The sequence below is a fragment of the Alginatibacterium sediminis genome (assembly GCF_003610775.1).
Classification (GTDB): Bacteria; Pseudomonadota; Gammaproteobacteria; order Enterobacterales; family Celerinatantimonadaceae; genus Alginatibacterium; species Alginatibacterium sediminis.
On the sequence record NZ_RAQO01000003.1, the window covers coordinates 13,063 to 33,614 of the forward strand.

General features: G+C 43.9%; 16 protein-coding genes. 12 read left to right on the forward strand and 4 right to left on the reverse strand.

Features of this window, described 5'->3' with window-relative positions; genetic code table 11:
• Positions 1-2: 2 nt before the first annotated feature.
• Together DBZ36_RS02690 and nadC are read right to left on the reverse strand one after the other, a co-directional pair.
• Positions 3-446, reverse strand: a complete 444-nt coding sequence (locus DBZ36_RS02690; RefSeq protein ID WP_120353394.1) for a pilin — start codon at positions 444-446, stop codon at positions 3-5.
• A 403-nt stretch (positions 447-849) separates the two neighbouring features.
• Complete coding sequence (nadC, locus tag DBZ36_RS02695; protein ID WP_120353395.1) at positions 850-1,689, reverse strand: carboxylating nicotinate-nucleotide diphosphorylase; 840 nt, start codon at positions 1,687-1,689, stop codon at positions 850-852.
• 178 nt (positions 1,690-1,867) lie between these two features.
• On the opposite strand from nadC, the gene ampD reads away from it, so the two are divergent.
• The 10 genes from ampD to DBZ36_RS02745 all read left to right on the forward strand — a co-directional run bounded on the left by ampD (position 1,868) and on the right by DBZ36_RS02745 (position 17,767).
• Positions 1,868-2,380 (forward strand): 1,6-anhydro-N-acetylmuramyl-L-alanine amidase AmpD, encoded by a 513-nt coding sequence (ampD, locus tag DBZ36_RS02700; RefSeq protein WP_120353468.1) that lies wholly within the window; start codon positions 1,868-1,870, stop codon positions 2,378-2,380.
• Between the two features lie 272 nt (positions 2,381-2,652).
• Positions 2,653-3,417: a pyruvate dehydrogenase complex transcriptional repressor PdhR gene (pdhR, locus tag DBZ36_RS02705; protein WP_120353396.1), complete on the forward strand. Its 765-nt coding sequence runs from the start codon at positions 2,653-2,655 to the stop codon at positions 3,415-3,417.
• A 45-nt stretch (positions 3,418-3,462) separates the two neighbouring features.
• Complete coding sequence (gene aceE, locus DBZ36_RS02710; protein ID WP_120353397.1) at positions 3,463-6,120, forward strand: pyruvate dehydrogenase (acetyl-transferring), homodimeric type; 2,658 nt, start codon at positions 3,463-3,465, stop codon at positions 6,118-6,120.
• A 9-nt stretch (positions 6,121-6,129) separates the two neighbouring features.
• Positions 6,130-7,971, forward strand: a complete 1,842-nt coding sequence (gene aceF / locus DBZ36_RS02715) for a pyruvate dehydrogenase complex dihydrolipoyllysine-residue acetyltransferase (protein WP_120353398.1) — start codon at positions 6,130-6,132, stop codon at positions 7,969-7,971.
• A gap of 108 nt (positions 7,972-8,079) precedes the next feature.
• Complete coding sequence (lpdA, locus tag DBZ36_RS02720; RefSeq protein ID WP_120353399.1) at positions 8,080-9,507, forward strand: dihydrolipoyl dehydrogenase; 1,428 nt, start codon at positions 8,080-8,082, stop codon at positions 9,505-9,507.
• Between the two features lie 89 nt (positions 9,508-9,596).
• Positions 9,597-11,834, forward strand: a complete 2,238-nt coding sequence (locus tag DBZ36_RS02725; protein WP_120353400.1) for a patatin-like phospholipase family protein — start codon at positions 9,597-9,599, stop codon at positions 11,832-11,834.
• A 313-nt stretch (positions 11,835-12,147) separates the two neighbouring features.
• Positions 12,148-14,745 (forward strand): bifunctional aconitate hydratase 2/2-methylisocitrate dehydratase, encoded by a 2,598-nt coding sequence (gene acnB, locus DBZ36_RS02730; protein ID WP_120353401.1) that lies wholly within the window; start codon positions 12,148-12,150, stop codon positions 14,743-14,745.
• A 252-nt stretch (positions 14,746-14,997) separates the two neighbouring features.
• On the forward strand, positions 14,998-15,804 hold the full coding sequence (locus DBZ36_RS02735) for a winged helix-turn-helix domain-containing protein (RefSeq protein ID WP_120353402.1): 807 nt from the start codon (positions 14,998-15,000) through the stop codon (positions 15,802-15,804).
• Positions 15,805-16,126: 322 nt separating this feature from the next.
• The gene (locus DBZ36_RS02740; RefSeq protein WP_120353403.1) at positions 16,127-16,465 is read left to right on the forward strand and encodes a P-II family nitrogen regulator; all 339 of its coding nucleotides are present in this window, start codon (positions 16,127-16,129) and stop codon (positions 16,463-16,465) included.
• Positions 16,466-16,504: 39 nt separating this feature from the next.
• A complete protein-coding gene (locus DBZ36_RS02745; protein WP_120353404.1) occupies positions 16,505-17,767 on the forward strand; it encodes an ammonium transporter in 1,263 nt (420 codons plus the stop codon).
• Positions 17,768-17,824: 57 nt separating this feature from the next.
• Here the strand turns inward: DBZ36_RS02745 and DBZ36_RS02750 are convergent, their stop codons facing one another.
• Together DBZ36_RS02750 and DBZ36_RS02755 are read right to left on the reverse strand one after the other, a co-directional pair.
• Positions 17,825-18,436 carry an SCO family protein gene (locus tag DBZ36_RS02750; protein ID WP_120353405.1) on the reverse strand — a complete coding sequence of 204 codons (612 nt, stop codon included), beginning with the start codon at positions 18,434-18,436 and terminating at the stop codon, positions 17,825-17,827.
• A complete protein-coding gene (locus tag DBZ36_RS02755; protein WP_120353406.1) occupies positions 18,433-18,861 on the reverse strand; it encodes a hypothetical protein in 429 nt (142 codons plus the stop codon). Before DBZ36_RS02755 ends, DBZ36_RS02750 begins: the two co-directional genes overlap by 4 nt.
• Before the next feature lie 103 nt (positions 18,862-18,964).
• On the opposite strand from DBZ36_RS02755, the gene DBZ36_RS02760 reads away from it, so the two are divergent.
• Together DBZ36_RS02760 and DBZ36_RS02765 are read left to right on the forward strand one after the other, a co-directional pair.
• A complete protein-coding gene (locus DBZ36_RS02760; RefSeq protein ID WP_120353407.1) occupies positions 18,965-20,182 on the forward strand; it encodes a M24 family metallopeptidase in 1,218 nt (405 codons plus the stop codon).
• Positions 20,183-20,184: 2 nt separating this feature from the next.
• Positions 20,185-20,529, forward strand: a complete 345-nt coding sequence (locus DBZ36_RS02765) for a 5-carboxymethyl-2-hydroxymuconate Delta-isomerase (protein ID WP_120353408.1) — start codon at positions 20,185-20,187, stop codon at positions 20,527-20,529.
• Positions 20,530-20,552: the final 23 nt, after the last annotated feature.

The following is a 20,552-nucleotide window of genomic DNA, read 5'->3' on the forward strand; positions in this document are numbered from 1 at the left end:
GATTAGCAAAGGCCGTTTGTCACACAACTTCCAGAAACTGTCCATTGAACTTGAAGCTTAGAAGTTGTTAATCCAACAAGCTGGTAGGTTTCACTAGCAAGAGCATTTTTACCGGTAGCGGTGATAATGGCACCGGAGCCAGTTGCTGCAGTTACAGAAACTGAAGCGATTAGCGAGTCAGCGGTGGTATCGAAGGCACCACTAACAGAGTTTTGTGCAGTAGTGCGACACTCTGCTTCAGTACGTGTTGCTGCTTGAGTACAAACTTCAAAAGCTGTTTTAGCTGGTCCAACAGCAGCAATTACTTCAGAGAACTTTGCGCGGTTGGTATAGGTTTGATATGCAGGTAGTGCGACAGCCGCCAAAATAGCAACAATTGCAACTACGATCATGAGTTCGATTAGCGTAAAACCGCCTTGTTTGGCAGTCGAAATCTGTTTGTTCATTTGCGTTTTCCTTTCCACAGATAGTGTTTAATTAGTTTGATTGTTTACCGTCGGTAAAACTAAAATAGCAGCGTTTATAATTTGTATTCGTATAGAGTCTTAGCTCTAAATACCTGCGCTTGCCTTTTTAACCGAGATTTATTATATCTAACTTTGCTTGACTGTATACGTCAAAATAACGTAAAAACTGCTAGCTGAGCCAATCTTCTAACAAAAGTGTGCTTAAAATCAACTCTTACTTATAATAATCATTAAAAAAACAAGTGCTTAAAAAATAATACCTACAAGTCAAAATGCGTTTATTCTAGTTGAATGACTGATTTTGTAGGCAAATGTCGTACTAAAACCTATCCGCAACCCAATTTGGAGCCTAAATATAACAATAAGCTCATGCGCTTTACATCTAGTTAACAAAACGCATGGATAGATCCAAGGCTTTAAGGTTTTTGGTTAAGGCACCAACGGAGACATAGTCGACACCGGTATCCGCATATTGGCGAATGGTATCTAGGCTTACATTACCGCTAACTTCTAGTTGAGTATCACCGCGTTCAAATTCAACAGCTTGGCGCATCATAGAAATACCGAAATTATCTAGCATCACAACATCAGCCTTAGCGTCTATGGCTTGTTGTAATTCATCCAAGTTTTCAACTTCTACTTCGACCTTAACGCCGGGTTGATTTATACGAGCTTGCTCAATTGCCCCTTTAATGCCGCCACAGGCCAGAATATGATTTTCTTTGATTAGATAGGCATCATAAAGCCCAAAACGATGGTTCGCTCCTCCGCCGCAATTTACCGCATACTTGGATGCGTGGCGCAGTCCTGGAATGGTTTTACGCGTATCGAGTAATACGCATTGGGTACCCTTAAGTTTTTCTACATATTGCGCTGTTTGAGTCGCAATACCACTAAGCGTTTGTACAAAGTTAAGCGCTGTACGTTCCCCTGTTAGCAGGATTTGTGCAGGCCCACTTAACTCGCACAAGGTTTGATTGACAGCTACGCTGTCGCCATCATCGACTAACCAAGAAATAGATACGCTTTGTCCCAATTGTTTAAAGACTTCTTCAACATAAGCTTTACCACAAAAAACGGCTGATTCACGACTAATTATACGGGCTAAACTTTGGTGATCACTTGGAATAAGTTGAGCGGTAATGTCATTAGTTTGTTGGTTGCCATTGAGATCTTCAGCTAAAGCTTGGCGAACGTTGAGTTCAAGTTGAGTTGGATTCATTGGGGGCTCCTGATAATTATTGCTTGCAGTTTAACGCAACAAGGGGGCTGAAGGCTAAAAACACTTGAAAAACTTTGAGGCTAACGCACACTTAAACGATACAACATAGCGAGGTTTGGTTTTGAATCCATTTTCGATAGATGAGCAGCACCGACTAAGTTTAGATTTAGATGATGCTATCCCAGCATTATTGAGTTTTCGAGACAGCCCTCATTTTGACTTAAGACCTAATAAAATTGACATCAGTGTGGTGGTTGTCCATTGCATCAGCTTACCCGAGTCTTGTTTTAATCTTCCTTATATTGAACAGCTATTTATGGGGCAATTAGATTGCAATGCTGATCCTAGCTTTTCAGAACTGCAAGGGCTGAGAGTTTCTGCGCATCTTGTTATTAAACGAGACGGTTCTATTACTCAATATGTGCCCTTTGATAAAAGGGCTTGGCATGCGGGAGTCTCTAGCTATGAATTGCGGGACAACTGTAATGACTTTGCTATAGGCATTGAGCTTGAAGGTGACATTCATAGCAGCTTTGAAGCTGCACAATATCAAAGTTTAAATTGGGTTTGTGCGGCACTCTACGCAAAATACCCGTTGATCAGCCGTGAGAGGCTTGTTGCTCATAGCGATATTGCACCAGGTCGAAAACTTGATCCGGGACCGTTCTTTGATTGGACGAAAGTTGTCTGATTAAGGTAACAATTCCAATTGTTAAATATTTCAACTCAAACTCAAATTTAAATGGTCATACCAGTTTGCAGCTAGCGATTGATTAAGCTGTAGTCGCTACCTTATACGGCATAAAATTGATATAGGTCAATTTCCCTAGACAGCAGAAAGCAGTTTTGTTAAATTGCGTCCTGTTAAATGGTAATACCAATTTAACAGGCGTTAATTAAATAAAGCCCATTTTCGGTCTGTGTTATCAATTTCGCAGTCGAGTTTCTAAGGATTACTATTACATGAGCTATCAACCGGTTCGGCAAGCGAAATTAGCTGACGTGATAATGGTGGAGCTAGAGCGCATGATCCTAGAAGGTAGTTTGGGGCCTGGAGAACGTTTGCCAGCAGAACGCGAATTAGCTAAACAATTTGACGTGTCTAGGCCGTCTCTGCGCGAAGCAATTCAAAAGCTTGAAGCCAAAGGCCTTGTTTCTCGCCGCCAAGGTGGTGGAACATTTGTCGAGGCTGGATTGCGTGCCGGGTTAACCGACCCTCTATTTAACTTGCTTGCCAATCATGACGAAGCACAGCTAGATTTACTAGAATTTAGATTCGCTGTTGAAGGCATATCAGCCTATTACGCTGCGATTCGAGGTACCGATGCGGACATTGAAAAAGTTCAATCTTGTTATCAAGAAATTGAGTTAGCTCAAACGGACGCAAATACTGAAGCTGAAGCGCAGGCTGTACTGAAGTTTTATGAAGCGATAACCGAAGCTTCGCATAATTTAATTTTATTGCATTTGGTTCGCGGTTTAAGTGCTTTACTTAAACTTAATATTCAAAGCAATTTAGAGCTTTTATATCGCCGTAGTGGCATGGCTGAAGAACTAGCCAGTCATCGACAAGCGGTATTACAAGCCATTATCGATGGTAAAGCAGATGATGCTAGGCAATCGTCTCAGCAGCATTTAGCTTACATCGAAGCAACATTGTTAGAGATTGACCGCGAAGAGAGTCGTATTGAACGCTCGCATCGTCGTTTAAATCAACTGAGAAACTAAGGCCACAACCTTAGATTTACCCAACATTGAGATAAGGAAACAGTCATGTCAGAGACCCTCAAGCATGATTTGGACACACTAGAAACCCAAGAATGGTTAGACGCTCTTGAGTCTGTGATTCGTGAAGATGGTGTTGAGCGCGCTCAATTTCTATTGGAACAAATGCTAAAAAATGCAAAGTTTGATGGCCTAGCTCTGCCAGGTGGTTCAATCGTCAGTGATTACATCAATACTATTCCTGTTGCTGCGCAGCCTGAATACCCGGGTGATCTTAGTATTGAACGACGCATTCGGTCTATCATTCGTTGGAATGCCATCATGATCGTTTTGCGAGCCTCGAAGAAAGATCTCGAACTCGGTGGCCACATGGCTTCTTACCAAAGTTCAGCAGCATTCTACGAAGTTTGTTTTAACCATTTCTTCCGTGCTCGTAACGAAAAAGATGGTGGTGACTTGGTCTACTACCAGGGTCATATATCTCCGGGTATCTATGCTCGCGCCTTTGTTGAAGGCCGCTTGAGCGCAGACCAACTTGATGGTTTTCGTCAGGAAGTTGATGGTAAGGGGATTAGTTCATACCCGCACCCTAAATTAATGCCTGAATTCTGGCAGTTCCCAACTGTTTCTATGGGTCTGGGACCTATTTCGGCCATCTATCAAGCTCGCTTCTTAAAATATTTAACGGGTCGTGGCCTTAAAGATTGCTCTAACCAACGCGTATATGCCTTTTTAGGTGATGGCGAGATGGACGAGCCTGAATCACGTGGCGCGATTTCATTTGCCGCGCGTGAGCGCCTAGACAACCTTTGCTTCCTTATCAACTGTAATTTACAGCGCCTTGATGGTCCGGTAATGGGTAATGGCAAAATCATTCAGGAACTTGAAGGCCTATTTAAAGGCGCAGGTTGGAATGTGATTAAAGTTATTTGGGGAAGTGAGTGGGATAGCCTGCTTGATAAAGACAGCTCTGGTCGACTTCTTCAACTAATGAACGAAACAGTCGATGGTGATTACCAAACATTTAAGTCTAAGTATGGCGCCTATGTTCGCGAACACTTCTTTGGTAAATACAGCGAAACCGCTGCTTTAGTTAAAGATATGAACGACGACGAAATTTTTGCTTTGCGACGTGGTGGTCACGATCCTCAAAAAATGTACGCTGCATTTGATGCCGCACGTAAAAACACCGGTGCACCGACTGTTATTCTGGCTAAAACTGTTAAAGGTTATGGCATGGGTGAAGCGGCGCAGGGTAAAAACATTGCTCACCAAGTGAAAAAAATGGATATGACCCATGTGGCTCAATTCCGTGACCGTTTAGGTGTTGATGTGTCAGATGAAGCCTTGGCTGATCTACCCTATGTAAGCATCAAAGAAGGTACGCCAGAATATGACTACCTGCATGCTCACCGTAAAGCGCTTAAAGGCTACACGCCTCAGCGTCTACCAAACTTCACCCAAGATCTGCTTATCCCAGAATTAAGTGAATTTTCAGCGTTACTTGATGAACAAAAACGCGAAATTTCAACCACGATGGCCTATGTTCGTGCTCTAAACGTGTTGTTGAAAAATAAAAATGTAGGCAAAAATATTGTTCCGATTATTGCCGATGAAGCGCGTACCTTTGGTATGGAAGGTTTGTTCCGCCAAATTGGGATTTATAATCCACAAGGACAAACCTATACGCCACAAGACAGAGAACAGGTTTCTTACTATAAAGAAGATACCAGTGGTCAGGTATTGCAAGAAGGCATCAACGAATTAGGTGCTATGAGCTCTTGGGTTGCAGCTGCTACTAGTTATAGCACCAACGATATTCCAATGATCCCATTCTATATTTACTACTCTATGTTTGGTTTCCAGCGTGTTGGTGACATGGCATGGATGGCTGGCGATCAACAAGCGCGCGGTTTCTTACTCGGTGCAACTGCTGGGCGAACCACCTTAAACGGTGAAGGTCTACAACACGAAGATGGCCATAGTTTGGTGTTGGCAAATACAGTTCCTAACTGTATTTCTTATGACCCAAGCTTTGCTTATGAAGTGGCGGTTGTTCTGCAAGATGGTCTGCGTCGCATGTATGGCGATCAAGAGAACGTCTATTATTACATCACCTTGATGAATGAGAATTACCATCAACCAGCGATGCCTGAAGGCGTAGAAGAGGGCATTCGCAAAGGTATTTATAAATTTGCTAGCCAAGACGGCGCGAAAGGCAAAGTTCAGCTTCTAGGCTCAGGAACCATCATGCAGCAAGTGATTAAAGCTGCTGATATCCTTTGCAAAGACTTTGGCATAGGCTCTGATATCTTCAGTGTAACTTCGTTTAACGAACTTACACGTGAAGGCCAAGCCGTTGAGCGTTTGAACATGCTTAACCCTGGCAAAGAAGCGCAACAAGCTTACATTACTCAAGTATTGGGTAGTGAGCCTGTTATTGCTGCAACCGACTACATGAAAGTCTATGCAGACCAAGTGCGTGCATATATTCCAGCATCTTATAAAGTTCTAGGTACTGATGGCTTCGGTCGAAGTGATAGCCGTGAGAATTTACGTCGTCACTTTGAAGTGAATGCTCACTACATTGTTATTGCAGCTCTAACTCAGTTAGTGGAACAAGGTAGCATTGAAGTCGACGTGGTTAAGCAGGCTATCGAAACCTATGGTATTGATGCTAACAAAATCAACCCTCTTTACGCGTAAGGTAAGCTCATGACGATTCAAATTTTAGTCCCAGATATCGGCGCGGATGAGGTCGAAGTTACAGAAATTCTTGTCAATGTCGGCGATCACGTTGACGTTGAGCAGTCTTTGATTTCAGTTGAAGGCGATAAAGCGGCCATGGAAGTTCCTGCATCGCAAGCGGGCGTGGTTAAAGAAATTAAAATTCAGGTCGGCGATAAAGTTGCGACAGACTCATTAATAATGATCTTTGAAGATGCTGCTGGAGCCACTGAAACAAGCGAAGCAGCGCCCGTTGATACGCCAAGTGCGCCAGCTAAAGAAGCTGTGCGCAAAGATGTCCAAGTGCCCGACATCGGCGATGATGAAGTTGAAGTTACTGAGGTCTCTGTTTCCATTGGCGACGTGGTTGAAGAAGAACAAACCTTAATCTCTGTTGAAGGCGATAAAGCTGCAATGGAAGTTCCAGCGCCATTTGCTGGTAAAGTTGTCGATATTAAGATAGGTGTGGGCGATAAAGTTTCGACCAATACGTTAATTATGGTTTTTGAGTCAATAGAAGCTGTAGAGGCTGCGCCAGAAGCTTCAGCCAGCACTGTTGTCGAAATCAAAGAAGTTAATATTCCTGATATTGGCGATGATGAGGTTGAAGTTACCGAGGTTACGGTTTCGGTTGGCGATAGTGTCGAGCTTGAGCAAACGCTAATTTCCGTTGAAGGCGACAAGGCAGCAATGGAAGTTCCAGCTCCTTTTGCCGGCGTGGTTAAAGAACTAAAAGTGAATGCTGGTGACAAAGTTAAAACTGGCTCTCTAATCATGGTCTTTGAAGTCAGTGGTGCTCCAAGCGTTGCTGTAGCAAAACCTGCTGCAAAAGCCGAAGTAGTAACGCCAGCTAAAACTGCGAGCAAAGCTGCGCCAACCAGCGTTAGTAGCACATCTGGTTTTGTGGAAAGCAACGCTTATGTACATGCATCGCCAGTGATTCGCCGTTTAGCGCGTGAATTTGGTGTTGACCTGTCTAAAGTGAAGGGTAGCGGCCGCAAAGGACGTATCGTTAAAGAAGACGTGCAAAACTTTGTGAAACAAGCCCTGGTGCAAGTTGCTAGTGGTGCTGTTTCAGGTTCAGGCATGGATGTGGCCAAATGGCCGTCTGTTGATTTCTCCAAGTTTGGTGAAATCGAAGAAATTCCGCTATCGCGCATTCAGAAAATATCTGGACCTGCCCTGCATCGCAATTGGGTCAAGATCCCGCACGTGACTCAGTTTGACGAAGCTGATATCAGTGAACTAGAAGCGTTCCGTAAAGAACAAAATGTTATCTGCGATAAGCAAAAGCTTGGATTCAAAATTACACCTTTGGTGTTTATGATGAAAGCTGTCGCTAAAACACTACAGCAGTTGCCAAAATTCAACTCAGCTTTATCTGATGACGGTAACAGCCTGATTATGAAGAAATACATTCATATTGGTATTGCTGTTGATACGCCGAACGGTTTGGTTGTTCCAGTGGTTCGTAATGTTGACCAAAAAGGCATTTACGATTTGAGCAAAGAGCTGATGGCAATCTCAGTTAAAGCGCGTGACGGTAAGCTTACGGCTTCAGATATGCAAGGTGGCTGCTTTACCATATCAAGTTTGGGTGGTATTGGTGGTACGCAGTTCACACCAATTGTTAACGCACCTGAAGTTGCTATCCTGGGTGTTTCTCGTAGTGAGATGAAACCCAAATGGAATGGCAGTGAGTTTGTTCCGAAATTGATGTTGCCTTTGGCTATGTCATATGACCATCGTGTCATTGATGGCGCTGACGGAGCACGCTTTATCACCGTCTTAAGCGGCTTACTTGGCGATATTCGCCGATTAGTTCTTTAGTCCAATAAAGCCGCAACTTTGATTGCGGCTCTTTTTTTTTCAATCTTGAGTCAGTACACTCAAGTTGCGAAGCCTTTAGGCTTAAAATAAAAACACTAAGAGGTCATCATGAGTAAGGAAATCAAGACCCAAGTCGTGGTACTCGGCGCCGGCCCTGCAGGATATTCAGCGGCGTTTCGAGCAGCAGATTTAGGTTTGGAAACAGTGATTGTTGAACGTTATGCTAGTCTCGGTGGCGTTTGTTTAAACGTTGGTTGTATCCCGTCAAAAGCGTTACTGCATGTAGCCAAAGTTATTGAAGAAGCAAAATCACTGGCTGATCACGGCATCGTTTTTGGTGAACCACAAACCGATATCAACAAAATTCGTACTTGGAAAGAGAAGGTGGTAAGTCAACTTACCGGTGGACTCGATGGTATGGCGAAAATGCGCAAAGTAAAAGTTGTGCAAGGTTTGGCTAAGTTTAGTGGTTCGAATACCCTTACCGTTGAAGGTGATGACGGTGCGACCACAATTAATTTTGATAACGCAATTATTGCTGCGGGTTCGCGCCCAGTAAAATTGCCATTTATTCCTCACAATGATCCGCGTGTTTGGGATTCAACTGACGCGCTAGAACTTAAAGAAGTTCCGGGGAAGTTGTTAGTTCTTGGTGGTGGTATTATCGGCCTAGAAATGGGAACGGTATATAGCTCTCTTGGTAGTGAAATCGACGTTGTCGAGTTTGCCGACCAATTGGTACCAGCTGCCGATAAAGATATCGTTCGTATGTACACAAAGCATGTGAAGAAAAAATTCAACATCATGCTAGAGACCAAAGTGATTGCTGTTGAAGCCAAAAAAGATGGGCTTTATGTCAGCTACGAAGGCAAACAGGCTCCACATGAGCCGGTTCGCTATGATGCGGTCTTAGTTGCTGTTGGTCGTGTACCAAATGGTCTAAATCTTGACGCTGAAAAAGCAGGCGTGACGGTTACTGAACGTGGGTTTATCGAAGTTGATAAGCAAATGCGTACTAATGTGCCGCATATCCATGCGATTGGCGATATCGTCGGTCAACCGATGTTAGCTCACAAAGGTGTGCATGAAGGTCATGTTGCCGCTGAAGTCATTTCTGGCATGAAGCACTTCTTTGATCCGAAAGTCATTCCTTCAATTGCGTATACTGAGCCAGAGATGGCTTGGGTTGGTTTAACCGAGAAAGAAGCCAAAGCACAAGGTATTAACTACGAAGCTTCAGTATTTCCGTGGGCTGCATCAGGGCGTGCTATCGCCTCTGATTGTCCAAACGGCATGACCAAAATGATCTTTGATAAAGATACCAACCGTATCATTGGTGGTGCTATTGTGGGCACTAATGGTGGCGAACTGCTTGGTGAAATTGGCCTAGCAATCGAAATGGGTTGTGATGCAGAAGACATCGCACTCACGATTCATGCCCACCCAACTTTGCATGAATCGGTCGGCTTAGCGGCTGAGGTATACGAAGGTAGTATTACTGACCTTCCAAATGCAAAAGCTCGCAAAAAGAAGTAGCTTGAGCGAAGACTATAAAACGGATGGCGATTGCCATCCGTTTTTGTTTAAATACCAGCAACGCAAAGCAACACAAATGGAATTTTTGAATGTGGAAATTTAGGGCGTGGCTTACCACGTTGTTATTGGTTCATTCAAGCTTTGCTAGTGCTGAGCAACGACCGACTATCGGTTTGGCTCTTAGTGGTGGTGGGGCTAAAGGTGGCGCTCATATCGCGCTATTCGAATTACTAGAAGCAAACCATATTCCTGTAGATTATATTGCTGGTACCAGTATCGGTGCCTACTTTGGCGGCCTATACGCTATGGGGTATAACGCTGAAGAAGTTCGCACGATAACCGAAAACTTAGACTGGGATTCAGGCTATAGCGATTCCGTTGCTCGCGGTGAGCTGTCGTTGCACAAAAAAGCTGAAAAAGATGAATATCAGTTATCGGCAGTGCTTGGCTATGATGGTGAGGGCCTGCGCTTACCGCAAGGTGCCGTACAAGGCCAGACCATGGCTAAACTACTTCGCGAATCGACAAGTAATCTAGAAACGCTTAAAAGCTTCGATGATTTACCCATACCCTTTCGAGCTGTTGCAACGAATATGGAAACCATGCAAGCAGTGATTTTAGAGCAAGGCAACTTGGCTCGCGCAATGCAGGCTAGCATGTCAGTACCGGGTGTTCTGCGTCCAATTGCTATTGACGGCAATGTTCTGTCCGATGGCGGCGTGGTAAACAATATGCCAGTGGACGTGCTCATTGAAATGGGAGCTGACATCATCATCGCGGTTGATATCGGTGGACAATTAGCCAGCCGAGAAGAGCTCGATTCTGCATTGGGCATGATTAATCAGCTAAGTACGCAATTAACCCGTTCCGGCACCAATCGCCAAATCGCACTAATGCGCGAGCAAGACCTGCTTATCGTCCCGGATATTAGCGGGATCGGAACCACTAATTTCTCGCAAATGGGTCTTGCCGAAGAACGAGGGCTAGAAGCCGCCAAACCAGCAATTGAAGCGCTAGCTAAACGTCTAGATTCAAACTCTGAAGCAGGGCATGGAGACTTTGATGATTACCTGATTGAGAAAGGGCATCGTCAATCGCAATTACGCAAAGTTGATAGTTTTCAAGTAAAGCAAATCAACCTCGTCAATCAAACACGGCTTAGTAATTCTGTCATTTACGCAAAACTCGGAGTTAAAGAAGGCGATATGACAAGCCGGAAGCAGCTTGAGGATGGCATTCGACGGCTGTATGCGCTGGGGACCATAGAAAAAGCAGTCTATCAAATAGAGCAGACCGACGAAGGTGAATTGCTTTACATTGATGTGATAGAGAAACGTTGGGGACCTGGCTATTTTGATGCAAAAATAGGCTTACAAGAGAACTTTAAAGACTCGACGGATATCCAACTGGGGCTAGCTTTTACCCAAACTAACTTGAACGCGCTTGGTGCGCAGTGGCGTACCGAACTTGAAATTGGTTCTCGAAAGCAGTTTTTTACAGAGTACTATAGTCCGATAGACGCCAGTGCCAATCTAGCATGGAGTACTTCGATACGTTATTTGGATACTGAAAAAAACTACTTTATTGGCGATAAAGATGGCGACTACGGCAATAGTTTTATTCCAGTAAAAATGGACGAATGGACTGCCAGAGCGCAACTTCAATGGAACTTTCAACCGTGGGCAAATATCGAAGCTGGCGGCTTATACAAATACGGCGGTTTGAAGCCGGTAGGCTTTGAAGAAGACGCAAAGTATGTGCGCTTTGGCCCCTATCTTAATTACACTTATGACACTTTAGATCGCTTGATGTTCCCCCGAAAAGGCCGACGCTTTAATCTTGGGTTTTTCTATGAGAACGAACGCATTGACGGCGAAGAGCTTGATTGGATTAGCAGCGTACAGGGCTCCTGGAGTTTACCCTACAGTTTTGATCGCCACACCTTAGCTTGGAACGGAGAATTCGGAGGTGGTGATAGTGAGTTTGTGTTCGCCACCTTTGCTCAAGATCTCGGTGGTTTTTTAAATCTTTCAGGCTATCGCAAACAAGAAGTCAGCGGACGTTACAAGGCACTGACAACTCTTGTATACCGCTATCAATTATTTGGTGATGCAGCCAATCCTATTAGTTCACGTACCTACCTTGGTGCCTCAATTGAGCGCGGTGGGGTTTGGGATGAAGTGAATCAGATGAACTGGGATAGCTCCATTCTTGCTGGCAGTATATTTGTCAGCTACGACTCAACTTGGCTAGGTCCAATATCGCTTGCTTATGGTCACAACGAAGACGCGCAAAGTCTCTATTTATTTGTCGGAAATGAGCTTTAAGTCCTGAGTTAAAGCACTATAAACGTGCAAAAACTGAGCTTTTTGCGCGTTTATTTGTAATTGAATTGTTAACTTGCAAATAACGCGCTTCGTATTTAAGGAAAATGTTAATTAATATCAGTAGCTTAATCGCATTCTAGCCTAAGGTATAAAGTAACTATATTTTAATTCGAGGTTAAATTTGCTACAGTAAACGCCCCTATAAGGACCTATTGGTTAAGCGCTTGTAAACGCTTAGTCATTTCCAAATGTTGGGCCGCAAAAAAGTCTCAGATTAAATCGCGGCCTAGCACTCTATATTAAGGAGCGAGTCGTGCTAGAGAGCTACCGTAAACACGTCGAAGAGCGTGCAGCCCAAGGGATTGTTCCCACCCCCCTAAATGCTGAACAAACTGCAGCGTTGGTTGATTTAGTTAAAACGCCACCGACCGGTGAAGAAGATTTCATTCTAGATTTGTTGGTAAACCGAATCCCACCAGGCGTCGATGAAGCCGCTTATGTGAAAGCTGGTTTTTTATCTGCAATCGCGAAAGGCGAAGGAAGTTCACCCATTTTAAGCCCAGCTTATGCAACTGAACTCCTTGGCACTATGCAAGGTGGTTACAACATTACAACCTTAGTTGAGTTGCTCGAAAACGCAGAGCTTGCACCAATAGCTGTTAAAGCGTTGTCGCATACTCTACTTATGTTTGATGCTTTCTTCGATGTTGAATCTAAAGCCAAAGCCGGTAATGATTTTGCACAACAAGTGATGCAAAGTTGGGCCGATGCACAATGGTTCTTAGATAAGCCGGAAATCGCAGCTAAAACAAAACTAACCGTATTTAAAGTGACCGGTGAAACCAATACTGATGACTTAAGCCCTGCACCGGATGCTTGGTCTCGTCCTGACATCCCATTGCACGCGCTTGCGATGCTTAAAAATGCTCGCGATGGTATTGAACCCGATGAAGCCGGCGTTGTTGGCCCAATGAAGTTAGTTGAAAGTCTCAAAGAAAAAGGCAATCCATTAGTTTATGTTGGTGACGTGGTCGGTACCGGTTCATCACGAAAATCAGCAACCAACTCAGTATTGTGGCTAATGGGCGACGATATTCCGTTTGTACCAAACAAACGTGCTGGTGGTTTCTGTTTAGGTAACAACATTGCTCCGATCTTTTTTAACACTATGGAAGATGCTGGAGCTTTGCCTATTGAGCTTGATGTATCGAAGCTGCACATGGGCGATGAGATTGAGATTTATCCGCTTGAAGGTGTGGTAAGAAAAGCTGGAACTGACGAAGTCATTTCTAGCTTTGAACTAAAAACCAATGTTCTGTTAGATGAAGTTCGTGCTGGTGGCCGTATTCCTTTGATAATCGGCCGTGGTTTAACCGACCGCGCACGCGAGTCGCTAGGTTTAAGCCCATCTACTGTATTCGAGCGTCCAATTGCAGTTGAATCTAGCAACAAAGGCTTTACTCTAGCTCAAAAAATGGTTGGTAAGGCGTGTAGCGTTGAGGGCATCCGACCTGGTCAGTACTGTGAACCGAAAATGACAACTGTGGGTTCGCAAGATACAACTGGGCCTATGACTCGTGACGAGCTAAAAGACTTAGCTTGCCTAGGTTTCTCTGCTGATTTAACCATGCAGTCATTTTGTCACACGGCGGCTTATCCTAAGCCGGTGGATGTAACAACACACCATACTTTGCCAGATTTTATTATGAATCGCGGTGGTATTTCACTGCGCCCAGGTGATGGTGTCATCCATTCTTGGTTAAACCGTATGTTATTGCCCGATACCGTTGGTACTGGCGGTGATTCTCATACGCGTTTCCCTATTGGTATTTCTTTCCCTGCTGGTTCTGGTTTGGTTGCGTTTGCAGCAGCCACAGGTGTTATGCCTTTAGATATGCCAGAGTCGGTATTGGTTCGCTTTAAAGGCGAAATGAATCCGGGTATCACCTTGCGTGATTTAGTACACGCCATTCCATATACAGCTATTAAGCAAGGCTTGTTGACGGTAGAGAAAGCTGGCAAGAAAAACATCTTCTCTGGCCGCATTTTGGAGATCGAAGGTCTTGAGCAACTTAAAGTTGAGCAGGCGTTTGAACTATCAGATGCTTCTGCTGAGCGAAGTGCTGCTGGTTGTACAATTAAGCTGGATAAAGATCCAATCATCGAATACTTAAACTCCAACATTGTGATGTTGAAGTGGATGATTGCAGAAGGTTACGGTGATAAACGTACTATTGAGCGTCGAATTCAAGGCATGCAAGCTTGGATCGCGCAGCCTGATCTTATGGAAGCCGATAAAGATGCTGAGTATGCGGCAGTTATCGAAATTGATTTAGCCGACATTGTTGAGCCTATTCTATGTGCACCGAACGACCCAGATGATGCTCGCTTGTTGTCTGAAGTTGCTGGTAAAGAAATAGATGAGGTCTTTATTGGTTCGTGCATGACTAACATCGGTCACTTCCGTGCTGCAGGTAAGCTACTTGATAAACACAAAGGCGCTTTACCAACGCGCTTATGGGTAGCTCCGCCAACGCGTATGGACCAAAAGCAACTGACAGAAGAAGGTTACTACGGTATATATGGCCGCGTTGGTGCGCGCACTGAGATCCCGGGTTGTTCATTGTGTATGGGTAACCAAGCGCGGGTAGCTGATGGCGCAACGGTGGTTTCTACCTCAACACGTAATTTCCCAAATCGCTTAGGGACTGGGGCAAACGTATTCTTGGCTTCAGCGGAATTAGCAGCGGTTGCTTCAATTACAGGCAAACTTCCGAGTCCAGCCGAGTATTTTGAAATAGCCAAGCAAATTGATGCCACTGCAGCGGATACTTATCGTTACTTGAATTTCGATGAAATTAAAGATTACACCGACGTAGCTGATGAAGTAATCATACAAATGACAGTTTAGCTCTCTCGGGTCAAACAATTGTTTTAAAGCGCAACTTTAGTTGCGCTTTTTTTTGTTTATCGTGCAGAAGTGTTCTTCAAAGAACAGACATTACTGTCAATTTGACTAAAATGTGCTTTATCGGCTGAATAAATTGATCATTAAGGTGATTTATTCGGCACAAATATCGTTTTATTAATGTAATATCACAGTTGTTTATGCGTTGGGCAGGATACCCGCTAAGACTAACCTGTTTATGTGGGAGATAAATGTATGACTTATAACGAAGTAATAAATGTCGGGCCGTTTGCTGTTGATCTTGGACAAAATAGCTTAATCCATAACGGAGAAAGTACTTATTTGGGGCCTTTAAGGGCATCACTTTTGGCTTACCTATGTAAGCATATCAATAAAGTTGTGGCTCGTGACGATTTAGCCGATAGTGTTTGGGGGCGAAGTGTGTCAGACCATACTATCAACCAACATATCTCACAGTTGCGTAAGTCTTTGCAACAATTAAGCCGCGAAGATCTAACTATCTCTACGATTCCGAAAAAAGGCTATATTGCTCGATGTGAAAGCGCTGCTATTGCTGCCAGTGAAGCCATGAAGAGTTTATTTAACACTCGGGTATTGGTGATCGAAAGTAGTGCCAGCATTGCTGAAGATTTCTCGGGTTATTGCTTAGAGAACTCTTTACATAACGTTGATGTCGTCACTAACATCAACGATGCTTGCAGAATGATGGCCAGTCGAGAATTTGATCTGTTGGTTGTTGATGCCAGTATCGCTAATTATCAAGGTCTGCAGCTGATAAGAAATATCCGTACTGGCGGAACAGTACTGCGTCCGGATGTCAAGATTGTGACCACTTTCCGCGAAGCTAACCCTTCGTTGATGGGCTTTAATATATTGATGGATATTCAAGCACTGATGCTAAAACCGGTATCTTCGGATCAGTTTCGTCGTCAATTAGAAGCTGCAGTCAACGAAACCGTTGAACTGAAGCCTACAGCTGCTTATCAATTAGTACCTTTTCAAATTGAGCTACGAACAAGTTCTGTTTTGAACTTCGCATAGTGTCCAATGCCCTAGTGAAAGCTAGGGCATTTATCGAGTAATGCCTTTATAGATTTCTCTGCAAGTATCTGAGTTTAAATAACTTTCTTTTATCCCCCTTCTTTAACTATTCTAGCCTTGCACCAAAACAGTAAATAAATTTAACATTGTTTCATATTGGTGCGCCCAATCGAAAAGTTTGCCCCAAAAAGGTGCGTACGTGTTTGCTGGAACTTAAAGCGACACAGCTAAACCCTTGTTATATATATACTTATAATCTTTGGCACAAGCCTTGTAATGTAATTGCTGAATCTAATTTATCGTTGGTATAAGAGGGGATGGGATGAAACTCATAAGCGCAATTATTAAACCATTTAAACTCGATGATGTGCGTGAAGCCATCGCCGAAGCAGGTGTTGACGGACTTACAGTCTCAGAAGTTAAAGGCTTTGGTCGCCAGAAAGGTCACACAGAACTATATCGTGGAGCTGAATATCAAGTCGATTTCTTACCAAAAGTAAAACTTGAAATCGCCAGCAACGCCGAGAACGTTGAACGTATTATTGAAGCTATTTCTAGTGCAGCCTATACGGGCAAAATTGGCGACGGTAAAATTTTCGTTTATGACCTTACCAATGTAGTTCGTATTCGTACGGGTGAAGTTGACGCTGAAGCGATTTAATTCAACACGGATTGTTTAGAGTTAAAAAGGATAGTTACTATGCAAGAACAAATTTTTCAAATTCAATATGCGATGGATACCTTTTATTTCTTGGTATGCGGCGCGCTCGTTATGTGGATGGCAGCAGGATTTTCTATGCTTGAAGCCGGTCTTGTCCGCGCTAAAAACACCACAGAAATTCTAACTAAGAACATCGCACTATATGCAATCTCTTGCATCATGTATTTAGTTATCGGTTACTCAATTATGTACGGCGGCGGTGTTTTCTTAAGCGGTATAGAAAGCTTTGATTTGGCTACAGTGTTAGCTGATAAAGCCGAAGCAGGTTTTGATGGCGGTAGTGTTTACTCCGGCGCATCTGACTTCTTCTTCCAAGTTGTATTTGTTGCAACAGCAATGTCAATTGTCTCTGGCGCGGTCGCTGAGCGTATGAAGTTGTGGGCTTTCTTGGCATTCGCAGTAGTTATGACAGGCATCATTTATCCAATGGAAGGCGCTTGGACTTGGGGCGGCAAGGATGTATTTGGTTTATATAATCTTGGTGACCTTGGATTCTCTGACTTCGCAGGTTCAGGTATTGTTCACTTAGCTGGCGCAGCAGCAGCGTTATCAGGTGTACTATTGCTTGGTGCTCGTAAAGGTAAGTATGGTAAAAACGGTGAGATCTATCCTATTCCTGGTTCAAACATGCCGCTAGCTACTATCGGTACATTCATTTTGTGGATGGGTTGGTTTGGTTTTAACGGTGGTTCAGTACTTAAACTTGCTGATGCGGCTAACTCCCACTCTGTTGCGATGGTATTTTTAAACACTAACGCAGCAGCGGCTGCTGGTGCGATTGCAGCGCTACTTGTTTGTAAGCTCACTTGGGGCAAAGCCGATTTAACCATGTGTTTGAACGGTGCTCTTGCTGGTCTAGTTGCTATTACAGCTGAACCTTCAACTCCAACGGCATTACAAGCAACATTGTTTGGAGCTGTGGCAGGTGTGTTGGTTGTTGCTGCGATTATTAGCTTAGACAAACTGAAAATTGATGATCCAGTTGGTGCCATTTCTGTACACGGCGTGGTTGGTCTGTTTGGTCTGTTGATTGTTCCACTAACTAATGATGGCTCAAGTTTCTCTGGCCAAATCATTGGCGCACTAACTATCTTTGGTTGGGTATTTGGAACTAGCTTTGTAGTTTGGAGTATTCTAAAAGCAGTGATGGGTATTCGAGTTACAGAAGAAGAAGAAATGTCAGGTATGGATGTTTCGGATTGTGGTATTGATGCTTACCCTGAGTTTGTTTCAGTTAAATAGCGCTTAATGCTCAATCTCAAAAAGCCGGCTTTTAGCCGGCTTTTTTTATGAGGAAATCTAGTCTTTGGGTAGGTGACGAACAATCGCTTCGAGTAGAGGAGTAGGGCTTAAGGTGTGCGGAACTTTCTCTAACAAATCTCCATCTTGATTAAGTAGATAAAAGAAAGAGTTGTGGTCAACACTGTAATTAATCTCTGAACCTTCAATTTCCACGTACTTGTAGTAGACCCCCAGTAGTTGTGCCAAGCCTTTTAATTGGCCAGGGTGAGGGCTAAGACCGACAATTTGAGCATCAAAAAATGCTGCATAATCGTTGGTTTTTTTTGCGTCATCGCGTTCCGGATCGAGACTGATAAATAGCGGGGTAAGCTGAGCGCGTTGCTCGTCGTTCAACTGTTGAAGTGCGCCAGCTAACATGGCTAATGAAGTCGGGCATACATCGGGACAATGGGTGAATCCAAAATAGCTAACGTACAATTGCGGTTTGCTAACAAAACCTTGGAAGCGGCCGTCAGCGCTCTCCATATTAAATAGCTCAGTAGGAATACGAGTTGCTGCAGGGCTTGCGATCGGTGCTGTTTGTTCGGCTTGGTTGCTATTGAAAAACCATAAACCAGCGGCAAAACTGGATGCCAGCACTACTATGCTTAGCAAATTTGATTTGTTCATCGACTTTGTACCTCAAAAGTAAAGTTGGGCCATTGTGCTACTGCGGAGTTTTCAATGCTTGCCTTCCAAGTCATAAGGTCCTCACTACAAGCAGGGATTAATACTTGTGCTTGGTAAAGCTGGTTTGATTTTGATTCAAACGAAAAGCGCATTTCGCCCATATACATGTTGATGCCCTCAAGTTTAATACTGAGCTCGGCGTCGGGCGCTGTTGTTACTATTTCAATCACTTGTGATTGCATGCTGTAGAGTTGCTCGGGTAGCTGTAAGCGATATTCATGATTGGCGAAAGACCATTCGCATACCTGATTGGCGTCACAGGTAATGGGTTGTTGGTCTCTTGGGTTTGATTCATTGAGCTTGGAAAAGATTGCCGAAGCTGCAAATCCAATCAGCACCAACATCAATAGGTATTTTTTTTGCATTGCTACTATCATCCTGATTTATTGCGGCTTATCTTAACTCATGAATGTACAGTTGCAGTGTTTTTAGTAAAAAACTGTTAGCTAATCTACAAAAGGAGTTTTTGTGACAATAGGTGTCGGCGGTTCTACAGTACAGCAAGAAATGCAGCGTTTATCTAAATTAAGTTTTCCAGTCATCCCCATTCAAGAAGGTGAGTATCGCCGTCGTTGCGACATGGCTTGTAAGCTAATGCAGCTGCAAGGAATATCAGCTGTCTACCTTAATGCTGGTACCAACTTATACTATTTTACCGGCCTTCGTTGGAACCCCAGCGAGCGTATGGTTGGCGCAGTCTTACTTGCAACGGGTGAATTGTGGTATATCGCTCCTCATTTCGAGCTCGATACTTTACGTCAATTTATGCTTATCGATGCACCTATAATCGCTTGGCAGGAACATGAGTCACCCTATTTACTTTTAGCACAATTACTCCAACAACAGGTAGTGGTAAACAGTAAAATTGGGGTAGATGAATCGACACCTTTCTTTATTGTTGATGGATTAATGAAAGCCGCGCCACAATTGCAATGGTGCGACTCCAAATCGATTGTAGCAGCTTGCCGCATGCGTAAAAGTGCCCAAGAAATAGCGCTTATGCAAAGTGCGAAATCCTTAACCTTAGAAGTACAACGCTCCGCTGCTGCAATTTTGCATGTGGGGATTTCTCGGGCTGAAGTTGCAGTGTTTATCGATCAAGCGCACCGACTTTTAGGTGCTGCAAGTGGCTCTTACTTTTGTATCGTACTTTTTGCTAAAGCGACTAGTTTTCCGCATGGTGTGAACTACGAGCAAGCTTTGCAAGTCGATGATTGGGTACTGATTGATACCGGATGTCAGCTCGAAGGTTATAATTCCGATATAACCCGTAGTTATTGCTTCGGCACCGCTAGCCCAAAACAACGACAAATGTGGCAGCTTGAGAAACAGGCTCAAATTGCTGCTTTTGATGCAGCTCAGCTCGGCAGTCAGTGTGAACTTGTAGATTTAGCCGCTCGACGTGTGCTCGAATCAGCAGGATTGGGACCTGATTATCAATTACCTGGCTTACCCCATCGCACCGGCCATGGTTGCGGACTGGATATTCACGAATGGCCTTACTTAGTCAAAGGTGACCAAACACCGCTCGATGTTGGTATGGTGTTTAGTAATGAGCCTATGATTGTCATTCCTGATGAGTTTGGGGTACGTTTAGAAGACCACTTTTATATGAGCTCGCAAGGACCGCGTTGGTTTACTCAGCCGTCCTATAGCGTTGATGACCCCTTTGGATTGGAGAGCTAAGTATGCCGCATTGTATTATTGAGTATGACCAAAGCTTGGATACAAGTATTGATATAGAAAATGTTGTTCAAGGCGTACAGCAATGTGCTCTTGAGAGTGGGCTTTTCGAACCAAGCGCAATTAAAACGAGAGCAATTGCTTGTTCTCATTGTGCAAGCGGGCAGGGAGACTCACAAATGTTGCATGTGCGTATTCATTTATTTGCGGGTCGCAGCGCGAGTCAAAAACTAGCTTTAAGTGAATCGATGCTAGCAGCTTTAGATGCGATGATCCCACAAGTTCCTAGTTTAAGCGTTGAACTTGTGGATATGGACAGCGAAAGCTATCAAAAGCGGATTTTGGTTTGAGCTTTGCTCCCTGATCTTGGGAG

Bases quoted from the DNA above. Each gene is read 5' to 3' on its own strand.
- aceF (WP_120353398.1), top strand. From the start codon at position 6,130: ATGACGATTCAAATTTTAGTCCCAGATATCGGCGCGGATGAGGTCGAA.
- nadC (WP_120353395.1), bottom strand. From the start codon at position 1,689: ATGAATCCAACTCAACTTGAACTCAACGTTCGCCAAGCTTTAGCTGAA.
- DBZ36_RS02750 (WP_120353405.1), bottom strand. From the start codon at position 18,436: ATGAACAAATCAAATTTGCTAAGCATAGTAGTGCTGGCATCCAGTTTT.
- DBZ36_RS02725 (WP_120353400.1), top strand. From the start codon at position 9,597: ATGTGGAAATTTAGGGCGTGGCTTACCACGTTGTTATTGGTTCATTCA.
- DBZ36_RS02745 (WP_120353404.1), top strand. From the start codon at position 16,505: ATGCAAGAACAAATTTTTCAAATTCAATATGCGATGGATACCTTTTAT.
- DBZ36_RS02735 (WP_120353402.1), top strand. From the start codon at position 14,998: ATGACTTATAACGAAGTAATAAATGTCGGGCCGTTTGCTGTTGATCTT.
- DBZ36_RS02765 (WP_120353408.1), top strand. From the start codon at position 20,185: ATGCCGCATTGTATTATTGAGTATGACCAAAGCTTGGATACAAGTATT.
- DBZ36_RS02690 (WP_120353394.1), bottom strand. From the start codon at position 446: ATGAACAAACAGATTTCGACTGCCAAACAAGGCGGTTTTACGCTAATC.
- lpdA (WP_120353399.1), top strand. From the start codon at position 8,080: ATGAGTAAGGAAATCAAGACCCAAGTCGTGGTACTCGGCGCCGGCCCT.
- DBZ36_RS02755 (WP_120353406.1), bottom strand. From the start codon at position 18,861: ATGCAAAAAAAATACCTATTGATGTTGGTGCTGATTGGATTTGCAGCT.
- aceE (WP_120353397.1), top strand. From the start codon at position 3,463: ATGTCAGAGACCCTCAAGCATGATTTGGACACACTAGAAACCCAAGAA.
- pdhR (WP_120353396.1), top strand. From the start codon at position 2,653: ATGAGCTATCAACCGGTTCGGCAAGCGAAATTAGCTGACGTGATAATG.
- DBZ36_RS02740 (WP_120353403.1), top strand. From the start codon at position 16,127: ATGAAACTCATAAGCGCAATTATTAAACCATTTAAACTCGATGATGTG.